General features: G+C 70.0%; 17 protein-coding genes. 9 read left to right on the forward strand and 8 right to left on the reverse strand.

Going from position 1 to position 16,032, the window contains the following annotated elements; genetic code table 11:
- Positions 1 to 26 precede the first annotated feature (26 nt).
- Positions 27 to 392, forward strand: coding sequence for a DMT family transporter (locus tag N1032_RS09675; RefSeq protein ID WP_259538851.1), 366 nt, complete (start codon positions 27 to 29; stop codon positions 390 to 392).
- A gap of 57 nt (positions 393 to 449) precedes the next feature.
- On the opposite strand, the gene N1032_RS09680 is transcribed toward N1032_RS09675, so the two are convergent.
- From N1032_RS09680 to N1032_RS09695, 4 genes are read right to left on the reverse strand one after another with little or no spacing between them, the layout of a single operon-like run.
- Entirely contained in the window at positions 450 to 1,040 is a 591-nt protein-coding gene (locus tag N1032_RS09680) for a GNAT family N-acetyltransferase (protein WP_259538852.1), read from the reverse strand.
- Between the two features lie 36 nt (positions 1,041 to 1,076).
- Positions 1,077 to 1,769: a uracil-DNA glycosylase gene (locus N1032_RS09685; protein ID WP_259538853.1), complete on the reverse strand. Its 693-nt coding sequence runs from the start codon at positions 1,767 to 1,769 to the stop codon at positions 1,077 to 1,079.
- 2 nt (positions 1,770 to 1,771) lie between these two features.
- The gene (locus N1032_RS09690; protein WP_259538854.1) at positions 1,772 to 2,548 is read right to left on the reverse strand and encodes a Type 1 glutamine amidotransferase-like domain-containing protein; all 777 of its coding nucleotides are present in this window, start codon (positions 2,546 to 2,548) and stop codon (positions 1,772 to 1,774) included.
- Positions 2,500 to 3,021 (reverse strand): phosphoribosyltransferase, encoded by a 522-nt coding sequence (locus tag N1032_RS09695; protein WP_259538855.1) that lies wholly within the window; start codon positions 3,019 to 3,021, stop codon positions 2,500 to 2,502. Before N1032_RS09695 ends, N1032_RS09690 begins: the two co-directional genes overlap by 49 nt.
- On the opposite strand from N1032_RS09695, the gene N1032_RS09700 reads away from it, so the two are divergent.
- Positions 3,020 to 4,519, forward strand: coding sequence for an MFS transporter (locus N1032_RS09700; RefSeq protein WP_259538856.1), 1,500 nt, complete (start codon positions 3,020 to 3,022; stop codon positions 4,517 to 4,519). The genes N1032_RS09695 and N1032_RS09700 overlap by 2 nt on opposite strands.
- Here N1032_RS09700 and N1032_RS09705 read toward each other — a convergent pair.
- A complete protein-coding gene (locus tag N1032_RS09705) occupies positions 4,497 to 5,285 on the reverse strand; it encodes an SDR family oxidoreductase (protein WP_259538857.1) in 789 nt (262 codons plus the stop codon). The genes N1032_RS09700 and N1032_RS09705 overlap by 23 nt on opposite strands.
- 59 nt (positions 5,286 to 5,344) lie before the next feature.
- Here N1032_RS09705 and N1032_RS09710 point away from each other — a divergent pair, with 59 nt between their 5' ends.
- The 6 genes from N1032_RS09710 to N1032_RS09735 all read left to right on the forward strand — a co-directional run bounded on the left by N1032_RS09710 (position 5,345) and on the right by N1032_RS09735 (position 12,629).
- Positions 5,345 to 6,412, forward strand: a complete 1,068-nt coding sequence (locus N1032_RS09710) for an acyltransferase family protein (RefSeq protein ID WP_259538858.1) — start codon at positions 5,345 to 5,347, stop codon at positions 6,410 to 6,412.
- A 92-nt stretch (positions 6,413 to 6,504) separates the two neighbouring features.
- Positions 6,505 to 7,830, forward strand: a complete 1,326-nt coding sequence (locus N1032_RS09715) for a bifunctional o-acetylhomoserine/o-acetylserine sulfhydrylase (protein WP_259538859.1) — start codon at positions 6,505 to 6,507, stop codon at positions 7,828 to 7,830.
- A 222-nt stretch (positions 7,831 to 8,052) separates the two neighbouring features.
- On the forward strand, positions 8,053 to 9,258 hold the full coding sequence (gene metX / locus N1032_RS09720) for a homoserine O-acetyltransferase MetX (RefSeq protein ID WP_259538860.1): 1,206 nt from the start codon (positions 8,053 to 8,055) through the stop codon (positions 9,256 to 9,258).
- Between the two features lie 209 nt (positions 9,259 to 9,467).
- Positions 9,468 to 10,631: a sensor histidine kinase gene (locus tag N1032_RS09725; RefSeq protein ID WP_259538861.1), complete on the forward strand. Its 1,164-nt coding sequence runs from the start codon at positions 9,468 to 9,470 to the stop codon at positions 10,629 to 10,631.
- Complete coding sequence (locus N1032_RS09730) at positions 10,628 to 11,899, forward strand: hypothetical protein (RefSeq protein WP_259538862.1); 1,272 nt, start codon at positions 10,628 to 10,630, stop codon at positions 11,897 to 11,899. Before N1032_RS09725 ends, N1032_RS09730 begins: the two co-directional genes overlap by 4 nt.
- Positions 11,900 to 11,921: 22 nt before the next feature.
- The gene (locus N1032_RS09735; protein ID WP_259538863.1) at positions 11,922 to 12,629 is read left to right on the forward strand and encodes a response regulator; all 708 of its coding nucleotides are present in this window, start codon (positions 11,922 to 11,924) and stop codon (positions 12,627 to 12,629) included.
- Positions 12,630 to 12,654: 25 nt separating this feature from the next.
- Here the strand turns inward: N1032_RS09735 and N1032_RS09740 are convergent, their stop codons facing one another.
- Together N1032_RS09740 and N1032_RS09745 are read right to left on the reverse strand one after the other, a co-directional pair.
- Positions 12,655 to 12,969 carry a thiamine-binding protein gene (locus N1032_RS09740; RefSeq protein ID WP_259538864.1) on the reverse strand — a complete coding sequence of 105 codons (315 nt, stop codon included), beginning with the start codon at positions 12,967 to 12,969 and terminating at the stop codon, positions 12,655 to 12,657.
- Positions 12,917 to 14,197: a DUF2029 domain-containing protein gene (locus N1032_RS09745; RefSeq protein WP_259538865.1), complete on the reverse strand. Its 1,281-nt coding sequence runs from the start codon at positions 14,195 to 14,197 to the stop codon at positions 12,917 to 12,919. The genes N1032_RS09740 and N1032_RS09745 overlap by 53 nt, the downstream gene beginning before the upstream one ends.
- Positions 14,198 to 14,326: 129 nt before the next feature.
- Here N1032_RS09745 and N1032_RS09750 point away from each other — a divergent pair, with 129 nt between their 5' ends.
- On the forward strand, positions 14,327 to 15,001 hold the full coding sequence (locus N1032_RS09750) for a YceI family protein (protein WP_259538866.1): 675 nt from the start codon (positions 14,327 to 14,329) through the stop codon (positions 14,999 to 15,001).
- 93 nt (positions 15,002 to 15,094) lie between these two features.
- On the opposite strand, the gene N1032_RS09755 is transcribed toward N1032_RS09750, so the two are convergent.
- Positions 15,095 to 15,988, reverse strand: a complete 894-nt coding sequence (locus N1032_RS09755) for an ADP-dependent NAD(P)H-hydrate dehydratase (RefSeq protein WP_259538867.1) — start codon at positions 15,986 to 15,988, stop codon at positions 15,095 to 15,097.
- Between the last annotated feature and the right edge of the window lie 44 nt (positions 15,989 to 16,032).

A 16,032-nucleotide genomic window follows, 5' to 3' on the forward strand; every position in this document is an offset into this window, starting at 1 on the left:
CCGTCGGCCGCTCCAGTAGCATTCGCATGATCCCGACCGAAGGAGCACCCGTGGGCTATCTCTATCTCTCCGTGGCGATCGTCGCCGAGGTCGTCGCGACCACGTTCCTGCGCGTGGCCTCCGGCGAGAGCGCCAAGTGGTGGGACTACCTGATCGTCGCCGCCGGCTACCTGCTGGCGTTCACGATGCTGAGCCTGACGCTCGGCGCCGGGGTGCCCCTCGGCATCGCCTACGCCGTGTGGGCGGGCGCCGGAGTCGTGCTCGTGGCGATCGTGAGCTGGCTGGTGTTCGGCGAGCTGCTCACCTGGCAGCAGCTGGTCGGCATCGGCCTCGTGGTGGGCGGCGTGCTGCTGCTCGAGCTGGGCGGAGACCACGCTCCCAAGGCCACCTGATTCCGGGCGACCCGAGGCAGGGCTACTCCCCGTGGGGCGACCCGACCGGGGCCGGGGCTACTTGAGCGACTTCTGCAGCAGCACCGTGCCGAGCCAGTGGCCGAACTTGAACCCCACGCGCCCCAGCCGGCCCACCTCTTTGAACCCGAAGCTCTCGTGCAGCCTGATCGACGCCTCGGCGCCCCGGTCGGCGATCACGGCCAGGATCTCCTTGATGCCCGCCGCCTTCGACCGGTCGATCAGCTCGGCCAGCAGCGCACGCCCGAGCCCCTTGCCGGTGGCCGCGGGCCCGAGGTAGATCGAGTTCTCGACCGTGCGCCGGTAGGCGGCCTTCTGCTTCCAGGCCGACACGTAGGCGAAGCCGAGCAGGGTGCCGGTCGGCGACACGGCCACGAGGAACGGGTAGTTCTGCTTGCGCGTCCAGGCGAACTTGTGCCGCCACTCCTTGAGGGTCATCGCGTCTTCGTCGAAGGTGACCACCGTGTTGGCGACGTAGTGGTTGTAGATCTCGCGGATGTAGGGCAGGTCGGTCTCGACCGCATCGCGGATGGAGTACTCGAACGGCACCTCGAGCGGTGGCTTCTCGCCCGTGACGGGGCGGAGCTCGCGGGGCAGCCGGCGGCGCGGTTGATACTCCTCTTCCAACATGCTGTCAGCCTAGCCAGGGATGCGGCCGCACGACGGTCACGAGACGGTCCAGTCCACGGGCTCCGCGCCCTGCGCGACGAGCAGGTCGTTGGCCCGGCTGAAGGGCTTCGAGCCGAAGAAGCCGCGGCTGGCCGAGAGGGGGCTCGGATGCGGCGAGCTCACGTGCGGCACGGCACCGAGCAGCGGCACGAGCCCGGCGGCATCCCGGCCCCACAGCACGGCCACGAGCGGGCCGCCTCGGGCCACGAGCACCCGGATCGCGTGCTCGGTCACCTCTTCCCAGCCCTTGCCGCGATGAGACGCGGGAGCGCCGGGCTGCACGGTCAGCACGCGGTTCAGCAGCATCACGCCGTTGGCGCTCCACGACGACAGGTCGCCGTGCTCGGCGGGCGCGATGCCGAGGTCGTCGTTCAGCTCCCGGTAGATGTTCGAGAGGCTTCGCGGCAGGGGCCGCACGTGCCGCTCCACCGCGAACGAGAGCCCGATCGGGTGCCCGGGTGTCGGATAGGGGTCTTGCCCCACGATGAGCACGCGCACGTTCTCGAGCGGTGTGCCGAAGGCGCGCAGCACGTTCGGGCCGGCCGGCAGATAGCCCCGCCCGGCGGCGTTCTCGGCGCGCAGGAAGTCGCCGAGCCCGGCGATCCGGTCGCCGACCGGGGCGAGCGCCGTCGCCCAACCCGGGTCGATCGACCCGTTCTCGGCCAGCGCGGCGAGCGAGAGGCCCGGCATCCTCAGCTCGCGTCGGCGCCCGCGGTCGAGACGCGCACGCTGCCGGAGTCGGGGGTGACCTTCCAGACGCTGCCGCGGCCGGCCACGCGCAGCGGGCCCTCCCCCACGATCAGCGCCGTGTGCTCGTCGATGGCGACGCCGCCGTCGACCGCACCGGCCTCCACCGCGGCGATCAGGCGGCTGACCGAGCCCCACTGCGCGGCGTGCACGTCGACCGACAGGTCGATCAGGCCGATGCCCTCGGCGACGGTGAGCTGCTCGAGGTCTTCCGAGGCGTCTTCGGAGCCGATCTCGACGGTGTCGATCTTCCAGCCGCCCACGATGGCCCGTTCGGCCGCGATGGCGGCGCCGGCCGAGAAACCGAGGTAGGGAACTCCGGATGCCACCAGGCGCCGGATCTCGCCGAAGCACGGCTCGAGCGACGTGCGGTACGCCGGGGTGAGACCGCCCCAGACCACGATGCCGTCGACGTCGGCGAAGACCGCCGGGTCGATCGGCGCGTTCTCGGGCGACAGCACGCCCACCGGCTCGAGCTTGGCGAACTGCTCGTAGGCCGTGACGAGCTCGGCGAACTTCTCGGGCGCATCGCCGTCGCGCACCAGCACGATGGCCAGGTGGGCGCCCTCGAGCTTTCCGGCGGCCTCGGCGTGCGCCGACACCTCCTCGAAGAACGGGCGGTAGACGGCGCCGTCGTCGTCGAACGGCCAGCCGCCGCCCACCAGGTGGATGCTCACGACGCGTCGATCGATTCCGCGCTGACCGGGGGGTGCGCCGACCACGGGAAGACGATCCAGCGGTCGGTGGTCTTCCAGTGGAAGTCGGGCGCGATCACCGAGCGCGGCTTGATGAACAGGGTGGCCGACTTCACGGTGATGTCGACCTTCTCGAGCAGCTCCACCACGAGGGCGAGGGTGCGGCCCGAGTCGGCCACGTCGTCGACGAGCAGCACGTTCTTGCCGATCAGCGGCTCGTTGTCGAGCAGCGGGGGCAGGATGATGGGCTCGGGCAGGGTCTCCTCGATGTCGGAGTAGAACTCGACGTTGAGGCTGCCGCAGCTCTTCACGCCGAGCGCGTAGGCGAGCGCTCCGCCCGGGATGAGGCCGCCGCGTGCGATGGCGATCACGAAATCGGGCACGAAACCGCTCTCGACGATGTCGCGGGCCAGCGAGCGCGACGCGTCGCCGAACTCGAGCCAGCCGAGCACCTCCCGTTCCGGTGCGGCGGTGGGCTCAGGGTCTACGCTCAAACTCATGGGGGCCACGCTACCGGAATCTGCACGGTCGACGAGGGTCGCGATCGGGGTGACGGCGTCGCTGATCGGCTTCCTGTTCCTGGTCGAGATCACGAGCGGCATCATCCAGGGCTACTACGTTCCGCTCATCCCCGACCTGGTGAAGCATCTCGGCATCCGCGACGCCGACTTCAACTGGTTCGAAGCCGCACAACTGCTGCTCTCGGCGCTCGTGGTGCCGGTGCTCGCGAAGCTCGGCGACATGGTCGGACACAAGCGGATGCTGCTGATCTCGACGGTCGTGACCGCTCTGGCGAGCTGGTGGCTCGTGGCCGCGGGCGACTTCACGAGCTTTCTCATCGCCTGGGCCCTGCAAGGCTTCTACGTGGTCTGGCTGCCGCTCGAGGTCGCCCTCATCTTCGATCGCGGCCGGCGCACCGGGCGCGCGGCATCGCAGACCCGGCGTGCCGCGGGGCTGCTGGTGGTGGCGCTCGAGACCGGGGCGATCATCGGCGCGCTGGCCGGCGGCCTGGTGTTCACCGCCCTCGGCGAGAACGTGCCGCTCACCATGGTGCTGCCGGCCATCGCCGTGACGCTCGTGTTCTTCGCCATCCTGTTCGGGGTGCCGGAATCGCAGCCGACGCCCGGCCGGTCGCTCGACGTCGCCGGATTCTCGATCCTCACCCTCGGCCTGCTGCTCATCACGAGCGGTCTCACCTTCCTGCGCATCAACGGGGCGGACACCTGGTGGGTGTGGGCGCTGATCGCCGCCGGAGTGCTGGTGTTCATCCCGTTCGGCCGCTACGAGCTGCGTCAGCGCGACCCCGCGATCGACCTGCGCGTTCTGCGGCAGCCGGCGATGTGGCCGGTTCAGCTGACGGCCGGCCTCGTGGGCATCAGCCTGCTCGGAGCGCAGGCCCCTCTCAGCACCTTCGCCGGCACCGATCCGGTCAACGGCTACGGGCTCGGGCTCGGCGCCACGAGCCGCTCGCTGCTGATCGGCGTCTACCTGATCTCGATGATCGTCGGCGCCCTGCTCTTCCCGCTGCTGTCGAAGGCGACCAGCCCGCGGGTGGCGCTCATCGGGGCCACCTTCCTCGTGGCGATCGGCTACGCGCTGTTCCTGCCGTTCCACCAGGAGACCTGGCAGGTCTTCGTCAACATGTTCATCGCCGGGCTCGGCTCGGGTGCGCTCGTCGGGGCGCTGCCGGCCGCGGCGGCCGCCGCCGCTCCCCCGGGTCAGACCGGCATCGCCGCGGGGCTGACCAACACCACGAAGACGATCGGCGGATCATTCGCATCCGCGATCTTCGCCGTGGTGCTGTTCCAGGGTGCGTCGACGGCCGTCACGGCCACGGCGTCGAGCCTGTCGGGTTACCTGATCGTGTGGTCGATCTGCTCGGCCGGCGCCCTGGTGGCCGCGGTGCTGCTGTTCTTCGTGCCCAAACTCGCCTTCGCCGACGCGACCGTGCCGCTCGACGACCCGCGGCCGGGCGCTATTCCGCGGTCGGCTTCTTGACCTCGAGCGGGCCCCGCGCCACCTTGTAGGCGGCCGACTGCGCGACCGGCTTGATCACCACGAGGTCGAGGCTCACGTGCGGCGGCAGTTCGAGGGTCGACACGATCGTGGCGGCCACGTCGTCGGCGCTCAGCGGGTCGGGCACGTTCGCGTAGACCGCGTCGGCGCGCGACTGGTCGCCGCGGAACCGGTTGAGCGAGAACTCCTCGGTCTTCACCATGCCCGGCGCGATCTCGAGCACGCGGATCGGCTCACCGCTCAGCTCGAGACGCAGCACGTCGATCATGGCGTGCACCGCGAACTTCGACGCGTTGTAGCCCCCACCGCCCTCGTAGGCGATGTGGCCGGCGATCGACGACACGGTCATGATGTCGGCGACGCCCCCCGGCTCCACCGATTCCCGCAGCAGCGGCAACAGGGCGCTCGTGACTCGCTGCACGGCGATCACGTTGATCTCGTACATCCAGCGCCAGTCGTCGGGGTCTCCGGCCTCGACGGGGTCGAGACCCATGGCTCCGCCGGCGTTGTTCACGAGGGTGCTGACGCCCCCGGTCGCCCGCAGGTGGTCGCGGAGGGCGTCGATGTCGGCCTGCACCGTGAGGTCGGCCACGAACACCTCGGCTCCGGTCTCGGCGGAGAGCTCGCGCAGGCGGTCCTCGCGGCGGGCGACCCCGACCACGTTCCAGCCGTGCGCGCGGAGCAGCCGCACCGTGGCCGCGCCGATTCCCGAACTCGCTCCTGTGACCACTGCTCGCTTCATCAGCATCCTTCTGCCGGCCGGGACCACCCCGGTCCCTTCCGCACCTTCAAAGGTAGTGTGGAATCGTGTCTGCTCCGGTCGCTCCCGCTGCGGTGCCCGGTCAGACGAAGCGGGTGCCCCTGTGGGACAACGCGCGCTTCATCGCCATCACCCTCGTGGTGATCGGGCACGCCATCCTCAAGCTCATCGCCGAGTCCGACACCGCCTACGGTGTCTACCTCTTCGTCTACGCCTTTCACGTGCCGGTGTTCGTGGCGGTCGCCGGCTACTTCGCCAAAGCGAACCCGCCCGGCGTGAAGCAGTTGAAGCGCATCGTCACCGACCTCGTGCTGCCCTACCTGATCTTCGAGACCATCTGGTCGGTCATCCACTCCCTCCGGGCCGGCAGCCCGTCGATCGACCTCGTCACGCCGTCGTGGACGCTGTGGTTCCTGCTCGCCCTGATCGTGTGGCGCGTCGTTCTGCCCTACCTCGCGCTGCTGCGATTCCCGTTCCTCATCTCGGTCGTGGTGTCGGTGGCGGCCGGCTACCTGCCCGGCGTCGGCGGCGCGTTCGCCCTGGACCGCACCCTGGCGCTGCTGCCGTTCTTCGTGCTCGGCTGGAAGATCCGGCAGTTGCCGGTGACCGCCATCTGGATCCGCGCGTCGCAACGGCGCATCCTGATCGTGCGTGCGGGAGCGGTCGCCGTGTTCGCGGCGCTGGCCGTGGTGATCGCGGTGAACGTGCCGCTCTGGCGCGACCTCAAGATCAGGCGCGTCTTCCTGTTCGAGCAGGCCTATCCCGAGTTCGGCTACGACCAGTGGTGGGCGGGGGCCCTGCGGCTCGGCGCCATCGCGCTCGCCGTGGTGCTCATCCTGGCCTTCCTCACGCTGATGCCCCGGCGCTCCACCTGGTTCTCGCCGCTCGGCCAGGCCACCATGTACGTCTATCTGCTGCACAGCTTCGTGCTCTACCCGATCCGGGAGTCGGGCGTGCTCAGCGGGCCGCAGAACGACCTGCTGCTCGTCGGCATGATCGCGTTCAGCATCCTGATCGCCGTGGCGCTCTCGACGAAGGTCGTGCAGCGCGTCTTCCGGCCGCTCGTCGCGCCCCGCGCGAAGTGGCTCTTCGCCCCCTCCGCCCGCGGCGCATAACGTTACGCCGCGTGTCCGGGGCGATTGACCCCTCCCGGGGCCGCGCCTACTGTTCGAAGAGCCCAAATCCCCTGACTTTGAGGAAGAAGTCCATGAGCGACAACGCTGCGAACTGGAAGTTCGAGACGAAACAGATCCACACGGGCGCCCAGCCCGACCCGGTGACCAACGCGCGTGCGACGCCGATCTACCAGACCACCTCCTACGTGTTCAACAGCGCCGAGCACGCGAAGAACCTGTTCGCCCTCGCGGAGTTCGGCAACATCTACACCCGCATCCAGAACCCCACCCAGAACGTGGTCGAAGAGCGCGTCGCCGCCCTCGAAGGCGGAACAGCAGCGCTGCTGGTCGCCTCGGGCCAGGCCGCCGAGACCTTCGCCGTGCTCAACATCGCCCAGGCGGGCGACCACATCGTGTCGTCGTCGTCGATCTACGGCGGCACCTACAACCTCTTCAAGTACACGCTCGCGAAGCTCGGCATCGAGACCACCTTCGTCGAGAACCAGGACGACGCCGACGAATGGCGCCGCGCCGTGCGGCCCAACACGAAGCTGTTCTTCGCCGAGACCATCGGCAACCCGAAGATCAACATCCTCGACATCGAGCTGGTGGCGGATGTCGCGCACGAGAACGGCGTGCCGCTGATCGTCGACAACACCATCGCCACGCCCTATCTCATCCGCCCGTTCGAGCACGGCGCCGACATCGTCGTGCACTCGGCCACGAAGTTCCTCGGCGGCCACGGCACGGTCATCGGCGGCATCATCGTCGACGGCGGAAAGTTCGAGTGGTCGAAGAACGTCGAGAAGTTCCCCGGCCTGACCGAGCCCGACCCGTCGTACCACGGGGCCAGCTACACCGGCGTGCTCGGCGACGGCATCGCCTACATCATCAAGGCCCGCGTGCAGCTGCTGCGCGACCTCGGCTCCTCCATCGCTCCGGCCAGCGCCTGGCAGCTCATCCAGGGCATCGAGACGCTCTCGCTGCGGGTGGAGCGCCACGTGCAGAACGCGCAGGAGATCGCGGAGTGGCTCGACAACCACGCCGACATCGCCACCGTCTACTACGCCGGACTGCCGTCGAGCCCCTGGTATGCCGCAGCCAACAAGTACGCCCCGAAGGGCGTCGGCGCCGTGCTCTCGTTCGAACTCAAGGGCGGCGTGGATGCCGGCCGCACCTTCGTCGAGAGCCTGTCGCTGTTCAGCCACCTGGCCAACATCGGCGACGTGCGCTCGCTCGTCATCCACCCGGCCTCGACGACGCACTCGCAGCTCACCCCCGAGCAGCAGCTCACCACCGGTGTCACCCCCGGCCTGGTGCGCCTCTCGGTGGGCCTCGAGAACATCGACGACCTCAAGGCCGACCTCGAGCAGGGTCTCGCCGCGGCCCGCGCGACCGTCAAGGCGAACGCGGTTTAGCCAGACAGTCGAGGGGCCCGGCACGTAACAATGACGTGCCGGGCCTCTCGCTCGTCCAGAATCAAGAGACCGGGAGCGAACGCAAGAGGCCGCTCCTGGACGACCCAGGGTGAGCGCGCGGCCGCGAGAGCGACCGCACGGGAACATGTCGCCCGGCGCCGCAGGGGCGGCGGCGCCGGCTGCTGGGCCGCCGCGCAGCAGCAGCCCAGCAGGAAGATACACATGGACTGGCAGACTAACGAAGACACGGTTCCTAGCGGGTTCATCACCGAGGCGCAGATTCGATCGGTGCTCGGCAAGCCGCCGGCATCCGGGGCGTGGCGGGTGGGCGATCCGGTGGGGCGGCGCCGGTTCGAGGCGATCGGCGACTTCGTGTTCGAGCACGGCGACGTGGTGCCGCACGTGCACATCGCCTACGAGACCTACGGCACGCTCTCGCCCGAGCGCGACAACGCCATCCTGGTGCTGCACGCCCTCACCGGCGACAGCAACCTCAACCACCCCGCCGGCCCCGGCCAGCCAACCGACGGCTGGTGGCCCGGCCTCGTGGGCCCGGGTCTGCCGATCGACACCGATCGCTGGTTCGTCGTGGCCCCCAACATGCTGGGCGGCTGCCAGGGCACCACCGGTCCGTCGTCGATGGCTCCCGACGGCGTCGAGTGGGGCGCCCGCTTCCCCTACACGAGCATCGCCGACCAGGTGCGCGCCCAGCAGGTGCTCGCCGAGCGACTCGGCATCGACCGGTGGTTCGCCGTGGTCGGCGGATCGATGGGCGGCATGCAGGCCCTCGAGTGGGGCGTGCGCTTTCCCGACCAGCTCGAACGCCTCGCCGTGATCGCCGCGCCCGCCACGAGCTCGGCCGATCAGATCGCGTTGAACTCGGTGCAGATCCAGGCCATCCGGGCCGATCCGCTGTTCCACGGCGGCGACTACTACGACGCGGCCGACGGCGAGGGCCCGCACCAGGGTCTCGCCCTGGCCCGGCGGATGGCGCTGCTGAACTACCGAAGTCCTACCGAACTCAACGACCGCTTCAAGCGCAGCTGGCAGAGCGGCATCAGCCCGCTCGGCGGTGGCGGCAAGTTCGCCGTGGAGTCGTATCTCGACTTCCACGGCAACAAGTTCACCCGGCGATTCGACGCGAACACCTACATCACGCTCGTCGAGGCGATGAACTCGCACGACATCGGGCGTGGGCGCGCGGGAGTGGTGCCGGCCCTGCAGTCGGTCACCGCCACCACGCTCGTCATCGGCATCGACAGCGACCGGTTGTTCCCCGTGGCCGACCAGGAGTTGATCGCCCGGCACCTGCCGAACACGCTCGACGGCGACCGGCCCGTCGTGATCGAGTCGAACTTCGGCCACGACGGATTCCTGATCGAGTTCGACGCCGTCGGCGCTCAGATCTCTCGGCTGCTCGCCAGCTGAGCGGCGACCCGAGCGCCTGGCCGGGCGGGGCCGGCTGAGGCAGGGCCGCAAAAAAAATGCGGCCGGGGAACCGCCTTGCCAACGGTTCCCCGGCCAATTCCCCCCAGGTCTTGGTCTTCACTTTAGCGACACCTGTCGACTTGCACGCTCCCCAATTCAGGGGTCACGCGGCTGTATCATGCAGATGTGCCGGGAGTCGCGGGAGTCTGATGCCGAGAACCGAGCGCGAGCGCCGCAAACTGCTGACCCGATCGGCCCGCAACTTCGGGCTGCTCTTCACCGCGTCGGCCATGACCTGCGTCGTTCTGCCCCATCTCGGGCAGCTCGGCTCGTTCGCGCCGAGTCTCGCGCTGATGGCGCTGACAGGGGTCGCGTTCTACTTCGTCGGCGAATCGCGGTCGCTCGTCATCCCGGGCCTCACCTACCTGCTGGGGCTCGCCACGCTGGCCACCTTCCTGCTGCCCGGCGCCGCTGTGACCGACTCCGCGATGGCGAGCGCAGTCACGTTCTTCGCCTCGACGGCGATCCCCTCGCTGATCGGCACGATCGCGGCATCCTCTCGCCTGCTCTGGCTGGTGCTGCCCGGCTACGTGCCCGTGCTCGTGCTGACCACGCTCGCCACCTGGCCCTCCGACCGTGTCGCCTACGTGCTCGTGGCCCTCGCCGTGGGGTGGGTGTCGCTGTTCGTCGCCGCCGCCTGGCTCTCCGCCAGCCTGCGGCGCGCCTTCGGCGGCATGGCGCGGCTCGGCCGGGCCCACGCCGTCGAGCGCCAGGCCAGCGAGACCGAGGCCCAGCGCCGGCACGGTGCGCGCCTGCTGCACGACACGGTGCTGGCCACGCTCACCCTGCTCGCGCACTCGGGCGTCGGGGTCGATCCCGACGCGCTGCGCAACCAGGCGAGCGAAGACGCCAGGCTACTGCGTCAACTGCGGCTCGGCGGCACCCCGATGCCGCGGTCGTCGGGCGGCTACACGCTCGAGCCGGTCGAGACGAGCGACCTCGGCCACACCCTCGAGTCGGTCAAGCAGCGCTTCGGGCGCATGGGACTGCAGGTGGCGTGGCACGGATCGGGCCAGATCCTGCTGCCGAGCCACGTTCTCGACGCCTTTCTGCTGTCGCTGTCGGAGTGCCTCGAGAATGTGCGCCGGCACGCCGAGGTCGGCTCGGCCGACGTCACGATCACCGAAGACGACAGCACGGTGCGCGCGATGGTCACCGACTCCGGCGTGGGCTTCGATCTGGAGGCCGTGGATGTCGGCCGCCTGGGCCTCGCCGAATCGGTGATCGCGCGCATCCGCGACGTCGGCGGCAAGGTGCGACTGTTCTCGTCCCCGGGCTCGGGGACGACCGTCGTGCTCGAGGTGCCGAAATGAGCGGAACGGGCCCCCTGCGCGGGCGCACGCGCACGCCGTCCGACAGCGCCCTGACCGAGCTCGTGCGGGCCCGCCGCATGGGCCCGCGGGCCGTCGACGCCGTGCGGCAGGGCATCGAGCTCAACTCGCGCCTCGGCATCGGCTACCTCGGCGTCGGGGCCGTCATGGTGGGCATCCTGCTCATCATCCGCGGCGTCGCGTCGTTCTGGCTGGCCTGGCCCTACAACGACTGGCGGGCACTGACCCTCATCGGCTGGGTCGTGGTGGCGGCCCTGTTCGCCTTCGCGGCCCTCTACGCCCGCAGCCGGCGGCGCCGGGGCAGCCTGCCGGGGTGGGCGTTCGTCGTGGTGGTGACCGGAGACGGCATCGCCCTCGGGCTCGACTACGCCGCCCTGCTGCTGAGCGGCAACGAAGCCAACTACCTCACGGTCGGCATCGGCGTGGGGGCGACCCTGCTCGCCTGCGTCACGTTCCGCCCGATGGCGAACATGGTGCTCTCGGTCAGCGTGCTGGCCGGCATCTCGCTCCTGGGGCTCGGCTGGCTCTCGCTCACCATGCCGGCGAGTGCCTCGGTCGGCGTGGCCCAGCTCGTGCTCACCGTCGTGCCGGCCGTCGCCGGCATCGTGATGGTGCGGTCGTTCGGCCAGCTCGTGCAGCGCGAACTCGACCGCACCGTGATCGAGAGCACCATCGACGCCCCGCGCTACGGACTCGGCATCCTGGCCTCCACCGAACTCGCCCGGCTCGACCTCGCCGCCGAGGAACTGCTGCAGGATGTCGCCACCGGGCGCGCGGCACTGCCCCTCGATCGCGATCTCTCGTCGACCGCCTCGATGCTCGCCACCGATCTGCGGCGGATGCTCGTGGCCGGCCGGCGGGAGACCTGGCTGCACCACGCGATCTCCGAGTCGGAGTACCTCGCCCCCGTGGTGACGCTGAGCGACCCCGACGGGCTCGCGGGCTATCTCGAACCGGCCCAGCGCGACGGGCTGCTCTCGGCCATCTGGCTGATCGTCGACGAATCCGGTCGCTGGACCCCCACGATCGAGCTCGTGGTGGGCGGCCCCGACGCCAAGACCAGAACGACGCCGGCCGATATGATGGTGCTTCCGATAACCCTGTCGGTCGGCGGCATCCCGCGGCGCCGAATCGACCCGGCTGTCTGGTCGGCATTGTCCCGAGTCGGCCTGTACTCCGTCGACGCCCGCACGGGTCGGCTTAGAGTCAGAGTCGATGCCCACGTTGTCGTTCCGGATGCCGCACGGTGATCCGGACGAAAGGAGTCCCCAGGTGACGATCACCCGCGATCCCATCCGCCTTGCCATCGTCGACGACCATCGCATGCTCCTCGGCGCCCTCACCGAGTGGATCCGCGGAGCGGCCGACGACATCACCATGGTGGCGGCCGTCACGACCTGGCCCGAGTTGCTGACGCATCCGGAGTTCCCGGTCGACGTCGTGCTGCTCGACCTCGACCTCAAAGACAACCTGCCGGTGTCGCTGAAGCTGCGGGCCCTCAAGTCGGCCGGGGTGAAGACGGTGCTGATGAGCACCTACTCCGAGCCGGTCGTGGTGCGCGAGGCCATCGCCGCCGGCGCTCTGGGCTACCTGGTGAAGAGCGAGGAGGCCGACATGATCGTCGAGGCGATCCGCGCGGCATCCGCCGGTGACAGCTTCATCTCGACCGAGCTCGACCTCGCCCTGGCGGCCGACGACCTCGACGCCTCGCCCCGCCTGAGCGCGCAGGAGCGGCGGGTGATGGCGCTCTACGGCGGCGGTGAGCCGGTGAAGCAGGTCGCGAAGGCCCTCGACATCTCCGAGGAGACCGCGAAGAGCTACCTCAAGCGCATCCGCGAGAAGTACCGCCTGGTCGGCATCGACGTGGGCACGAAGGTGGCCCTGCGCAAGCGGGCCATTCAAGACGGCCTGCTGCCGCGCGACGAATACCTCGGCAACCAGTCGGCCGACGACTTCGAAGACGACGTGCTGCCGAGCTGAGGCGGCGGCGGTCTGGCAGGGGCGGTCAGGCCTCGTCGCGCCGCTCGAGGGCCGCTTCGAGGCGCTCGACCTTGCCGGTGAGCTCGCCGGTGTGACCGGGCCGGATGTCGGCCTTCAGCACGAGCGAGACGCGCGGCCCGAACGCCTGCACGGCCAGGGTGGCGCGTTTCACGACGTCGAACACCTCGTCCCACTCGCCCTCGATCGTGGTGAACATCGAATCGGTGGAGTTCGGCAGACCGGAGTCGCGCACCACGGCCACAGCGGCCGCCACGGCATCGTGCACGCTAGCGTCGGGTGACGGCCCCCCGGAAGGTGCCACGGAAAAGGCCACGAGCATCGTCTTCAACCTCTCTCGGAGTGGTCTTCCTACTCTGCCACAGCATCGCGACGGCCATCACGAGCAGCGAGACGGTCAGCAGGTTGCGCACGGTGAGAACGGTGAGCATGACGGGGTCGAGCCCGATCACCCAGTCGTAGGCGATGGGGTAGATCACCTGGGTCAGCGCGCCCATCACGAACGCGGTGAGCGCCGGCACGAAGAACCTCCGGCCCTGGGTGACGATGCCCAGGATGACGGGTGCCGACAGCCACACCATGAACTGCGGCGAGCCGACCTTGTTGAACACGATCAGCGCGGTGACGAGCGCGAGCGCGAGCGGCGGCAGCACGACGGTCGACGACGCGCCCGAACGCACCACCAGGAACGCGAGCACCAGGATGGCGGCGACCGCCACCACGAGCAACGGGGTCATCAGCTTCGCCGCGAGGGCGCTGCCCGGGCCGGTGACCTCGAACGTGATGATCTGCTGATCGAAGAACACCTGGGAGTGGTCGCCGGCGAAGGCCAGCCACATCCACAGCGTCGACGCCGGCGACTCGACCTGCATGCCCCGGCCGTTCTGCTCGCTGATGAAGCTGAAGACGTTCATGCCCGAACCGAACGCCATGGCACCCGCAGCGACACCCACGAGGGTGATGAGCGCGGCCACGGCCACCCGCAGCCGCTGGCGCATCGCGATGACGGCCGCCGCGATGAGTGCGGCCGGCCAGACCTTGACCCAGGTGGCGAGGGCGAGCAGCACCCCGGCGACCGCCGGGCGGGTGCTCAGCACGAGCAGTCCGGCGATCACGAGGTCGACGGTGAAGATGTCGATGCGGCCGATCGACACCGGCCCGAGCAGCAGCAAGAAGGCCAGCCACCACCACGCCGCCACGATGCGACGGTCGTTTCCGGCGCCACGACGGCGCACCACCAGATAGGCGAAGACCGCGGCATCCGCGATCGCGACCATCACGACCCAGCCGATGCCGTAGAGCCCCGGGCCCAGCACCATCGCGGCCAGCATGGGCAGGAAGGCGAGGATGGGGTAGACCCACGGCCCGTCGATGCCGAGCCGGAAGCCGTCGAGCGACTGCTGCACCCACGGCAGGTAGACGTTGGTGACGTCGCCGAACGGATCGTTGGCCTGCGTGAGGCCGAGATAGCCCAGCCACAGGTGGGTGGCGAGGAACGCGCCCCAGAGAACGACTGGATGAGCCGCGAGTCGTCGGAGGCGTATCAGCACGGATGCATCCTAATCCGGGCTGGCTGAATGCCCGGTGACCATCGGCACAGGTGTCGTTCCGGCGGCTCCCAGCCACCGACCACCTTCACTTGCTTGACTGGGGCGATCCCACGAACCGGAAGCCGCTGAGTGAACAACACCGTCAAGTACACCGTCGCCGTCATGGCGAGCGTCGTCGCCGTCGGCGCCGTCGCGGTGGTGGCGGTGCCGATCGTGAGTCAGGGTGTCTCGCTCGATCCCGGCGCCACGATGCAGCAGGTCATGCCGACGGTGTTCGACTCCCCCGACGGCACCCTCACGGGCTCGCAGACCACCACGTCGTGGCACCTCGACCCCGAGTCGACGGTGGGCTACCGCGTGGCGTCGACCGACGGCGACGTGGTGAGCGGCCACACGAACGACCTCTCGGGCGTCGTGATGATGTCGGGCTCCCGGCTCACCGACGCGGAGTTCATGGTCGACCTGTCGACGCTCGTGAGCGACGACGGCACCCGCGACGCCGTGTTGCGCACGATCGTGTTCGCGACCGGCGGCAACACCATGGCGTCGTTCGTGCTGACCGAGCCGGTCGAGGTCGCCGAGGGACAGTCGGAGGGCGAGATCGTGGGTGACCTCACCATCCGCGGCGTCACCAACGAGGTGCGGGCCGAGGTGCAGCTCGACTTCGACGGCGACAGCGGCGCGATGACCGGCAGCATCCCCGTCGATCTGGCGGCCTACGGCATCCAGGTGCCCGACTTCGGCGTGATCGAGCTCGACGACACCGGGTACATCGACGTCGACCTGGTCGCGTCGGCCGACTGACGGGGCCGGGGCTCGAGCTCAGGCTCAGACTCAGTCGGTTTGATCGGCTTGGTCGGCTCTGTCTGCTTCGTCGGCTCTGTCTGCTTGGTCGGCTCAGTCGGCGGAGCCGCTCGCCAGGCGGGCGATGATGCGCGGCACGGCCGCGGCGATGTCGAGCGCGGCGATGGGGCCGCGGTTGGAGGCCCGGTCGGCGGCCCAGGCGTGCACGTAGGCGCCGGTGGCAGCGAGGGCCACCAGGCGCGCCGGGTCGCCGGCCTCGTCGGCGTGGGTGGCCACGACGGCGCCGACCACGCCGCCCAGCACGTCGCCCGAGCCCGCGGTCGCCGCCCAGCTCGACGGCGCCTCGATGCGGGCCGCCGTGCGCACGCCGTCGCGGAGCGGGGAGCACACGTGCGTGACGCGCCCTTTCAGCAGCACGACGCATCCGGTGCTGTCGGCGGCGGTCTCGGCCCAGCGCTCGGGCTCGGCCGCGATCGCCCGGCGGTCGACCTCGAACCCGGCCGCGGTGAGCAGGGTCGCGAGCTCGCCGGCGTGCGGGGTGAGCACGGCGGGGCCGGTGACCCGGCCCACGAGGTCGAGGGCGCCGGCGTCGATCACGACCGGGGTGCCGTCGTCGAGGGCGTGGGCGAGCAGTTCGCCGGCCGACTCGGTGCGAGTCGCCGAATTCATGCCCGACCCGATCAGCCAGGCCTGCACCCGGCCCGCGACGGTGACCACCTCGGGCCGGGCCTGCAGCACGAGGCGGCTCGGTCGCCGGGGCCCGAGGTAGCGCACCATGCCGAGGCCGGTGCGCACGGCCGCCTCGACGCCGAGCACGGCGGCGCCGGGGAACTCCGCCGAGCCGGTCACCACGCCGAGCACGCCGCGCGTGTATTTGTCGTCGTCGGCGCCGGGAACCTTCACGCACTCGGCGGCGGCGAGCTCGCTCCAGTCGCGCCAGGCGGTCGGCTCGGGGCCGGAGACGGGATCGGAGGGCGCTTGGGTCATCCCACCACGATAGGGCGACCGGAGCCGCTCCGGCACAGGCGATA

This window comes from Herbiconiux daphne, from assembly GCF_024979295.1.
GTDB lineage: Bacteria > Actinomycetota > Actinomycetes > Actinomycetales > Microbacteriaceae > Herbiconiux > Herbiconiux daphnes.

What these genes read in the sequence shown, in the direction of transcription:
- N1032_RS09675 (WP_259538851.1), top strand. Translation starts at nt 27, where the DNA reads ATGATCCCGACCGAAGGAGCACCCGTGGGCTATCTCTATCTCTCCGTG.
- N1032_RS09680 (WP_259538852.1), bottom strand. Translation starts at nt 1,040, where the DNA reads ATGTTGGAAGAGGAGTATCAACCGCGCCGCCGGCTGCCCCGCGAGCTC.
- N1032_RS09685 (WP_259538853.1), bottom strand. Translation starts at nt 1,769, where the DNA reads ATGCCGGGCCTCTCGCTCGCCGCGCTGGCCGAGAACGGGTCGATCGAC.
- N1032_RS09700 (WP_259538856.1), top strand. Translation starts at nt 3,020, where the DNA reads ATGGGGGCCACGCTACCGGAATCTGCACGGTCGACGAGGGTCGCGATC.
- N1032_RS09695 (WP_259538855.1), bottom strand. Translation starts at nt 3,021, where the DNA reads ATGAGTTTGAGCGTAGACCCTGAGCCCACCGCCGCACCGGAACGGGAG.
- N1032_RS09705 (WP_259538857.1), bottom strand. Translation starts at nt 5,285, where the DNA reads ATGCTGATGAAGCGAGCAGTGGTCACAGGAGCGAGTTCGGGAATCGGC.
- N1032_RS09715 (WP_259538859.1), top strand. Translation starts at nt 6,505, where the DNA reads ATGAGCGACAACGCTGCGAACTGGAAGTTCGAGACGAAACAGATCCAC.
- metX (WP_259538860.1), top strand. Translation starts at nt 8,053, where the DNA reads ATGGACTGGCAGACTAACGAAGACACGGTTCCTAGCGGGTTCATCACC.
- N1032_RS09725 (WP_259538861.1), top strand. Translation starts at nt 9,468, where the DNA reads ATGCCGAGAACCGAGCGCGAGCGCCGCAAACTGCTGACCCGATCGGCC.
- N1032_RS09730 (WP_259538862.1), top strand. Translation starts at nt 10,628, where the DNA reads ATGAGCGGAACGGGCCCCCTGCGCGGGCGCACGCGCACGCCGTCCGAC.
- N1032_RS09740 (WP_259538864.1), bottom strand. Translation starts at nt 12,969, where the DNA reads ATGCTCGTGGCCTTTTCCGTGGCACCTTCCGGGGGGCCGTCACCCGAC.
- N1032_RS09755 (WP_259538867.1), bottom strand. Translation starts at nt 15,988, where the DNA reads ATGACCCAAGCGCCCTCCGATCCCGTCTCCGGCCCCGAGCCGACCGCC.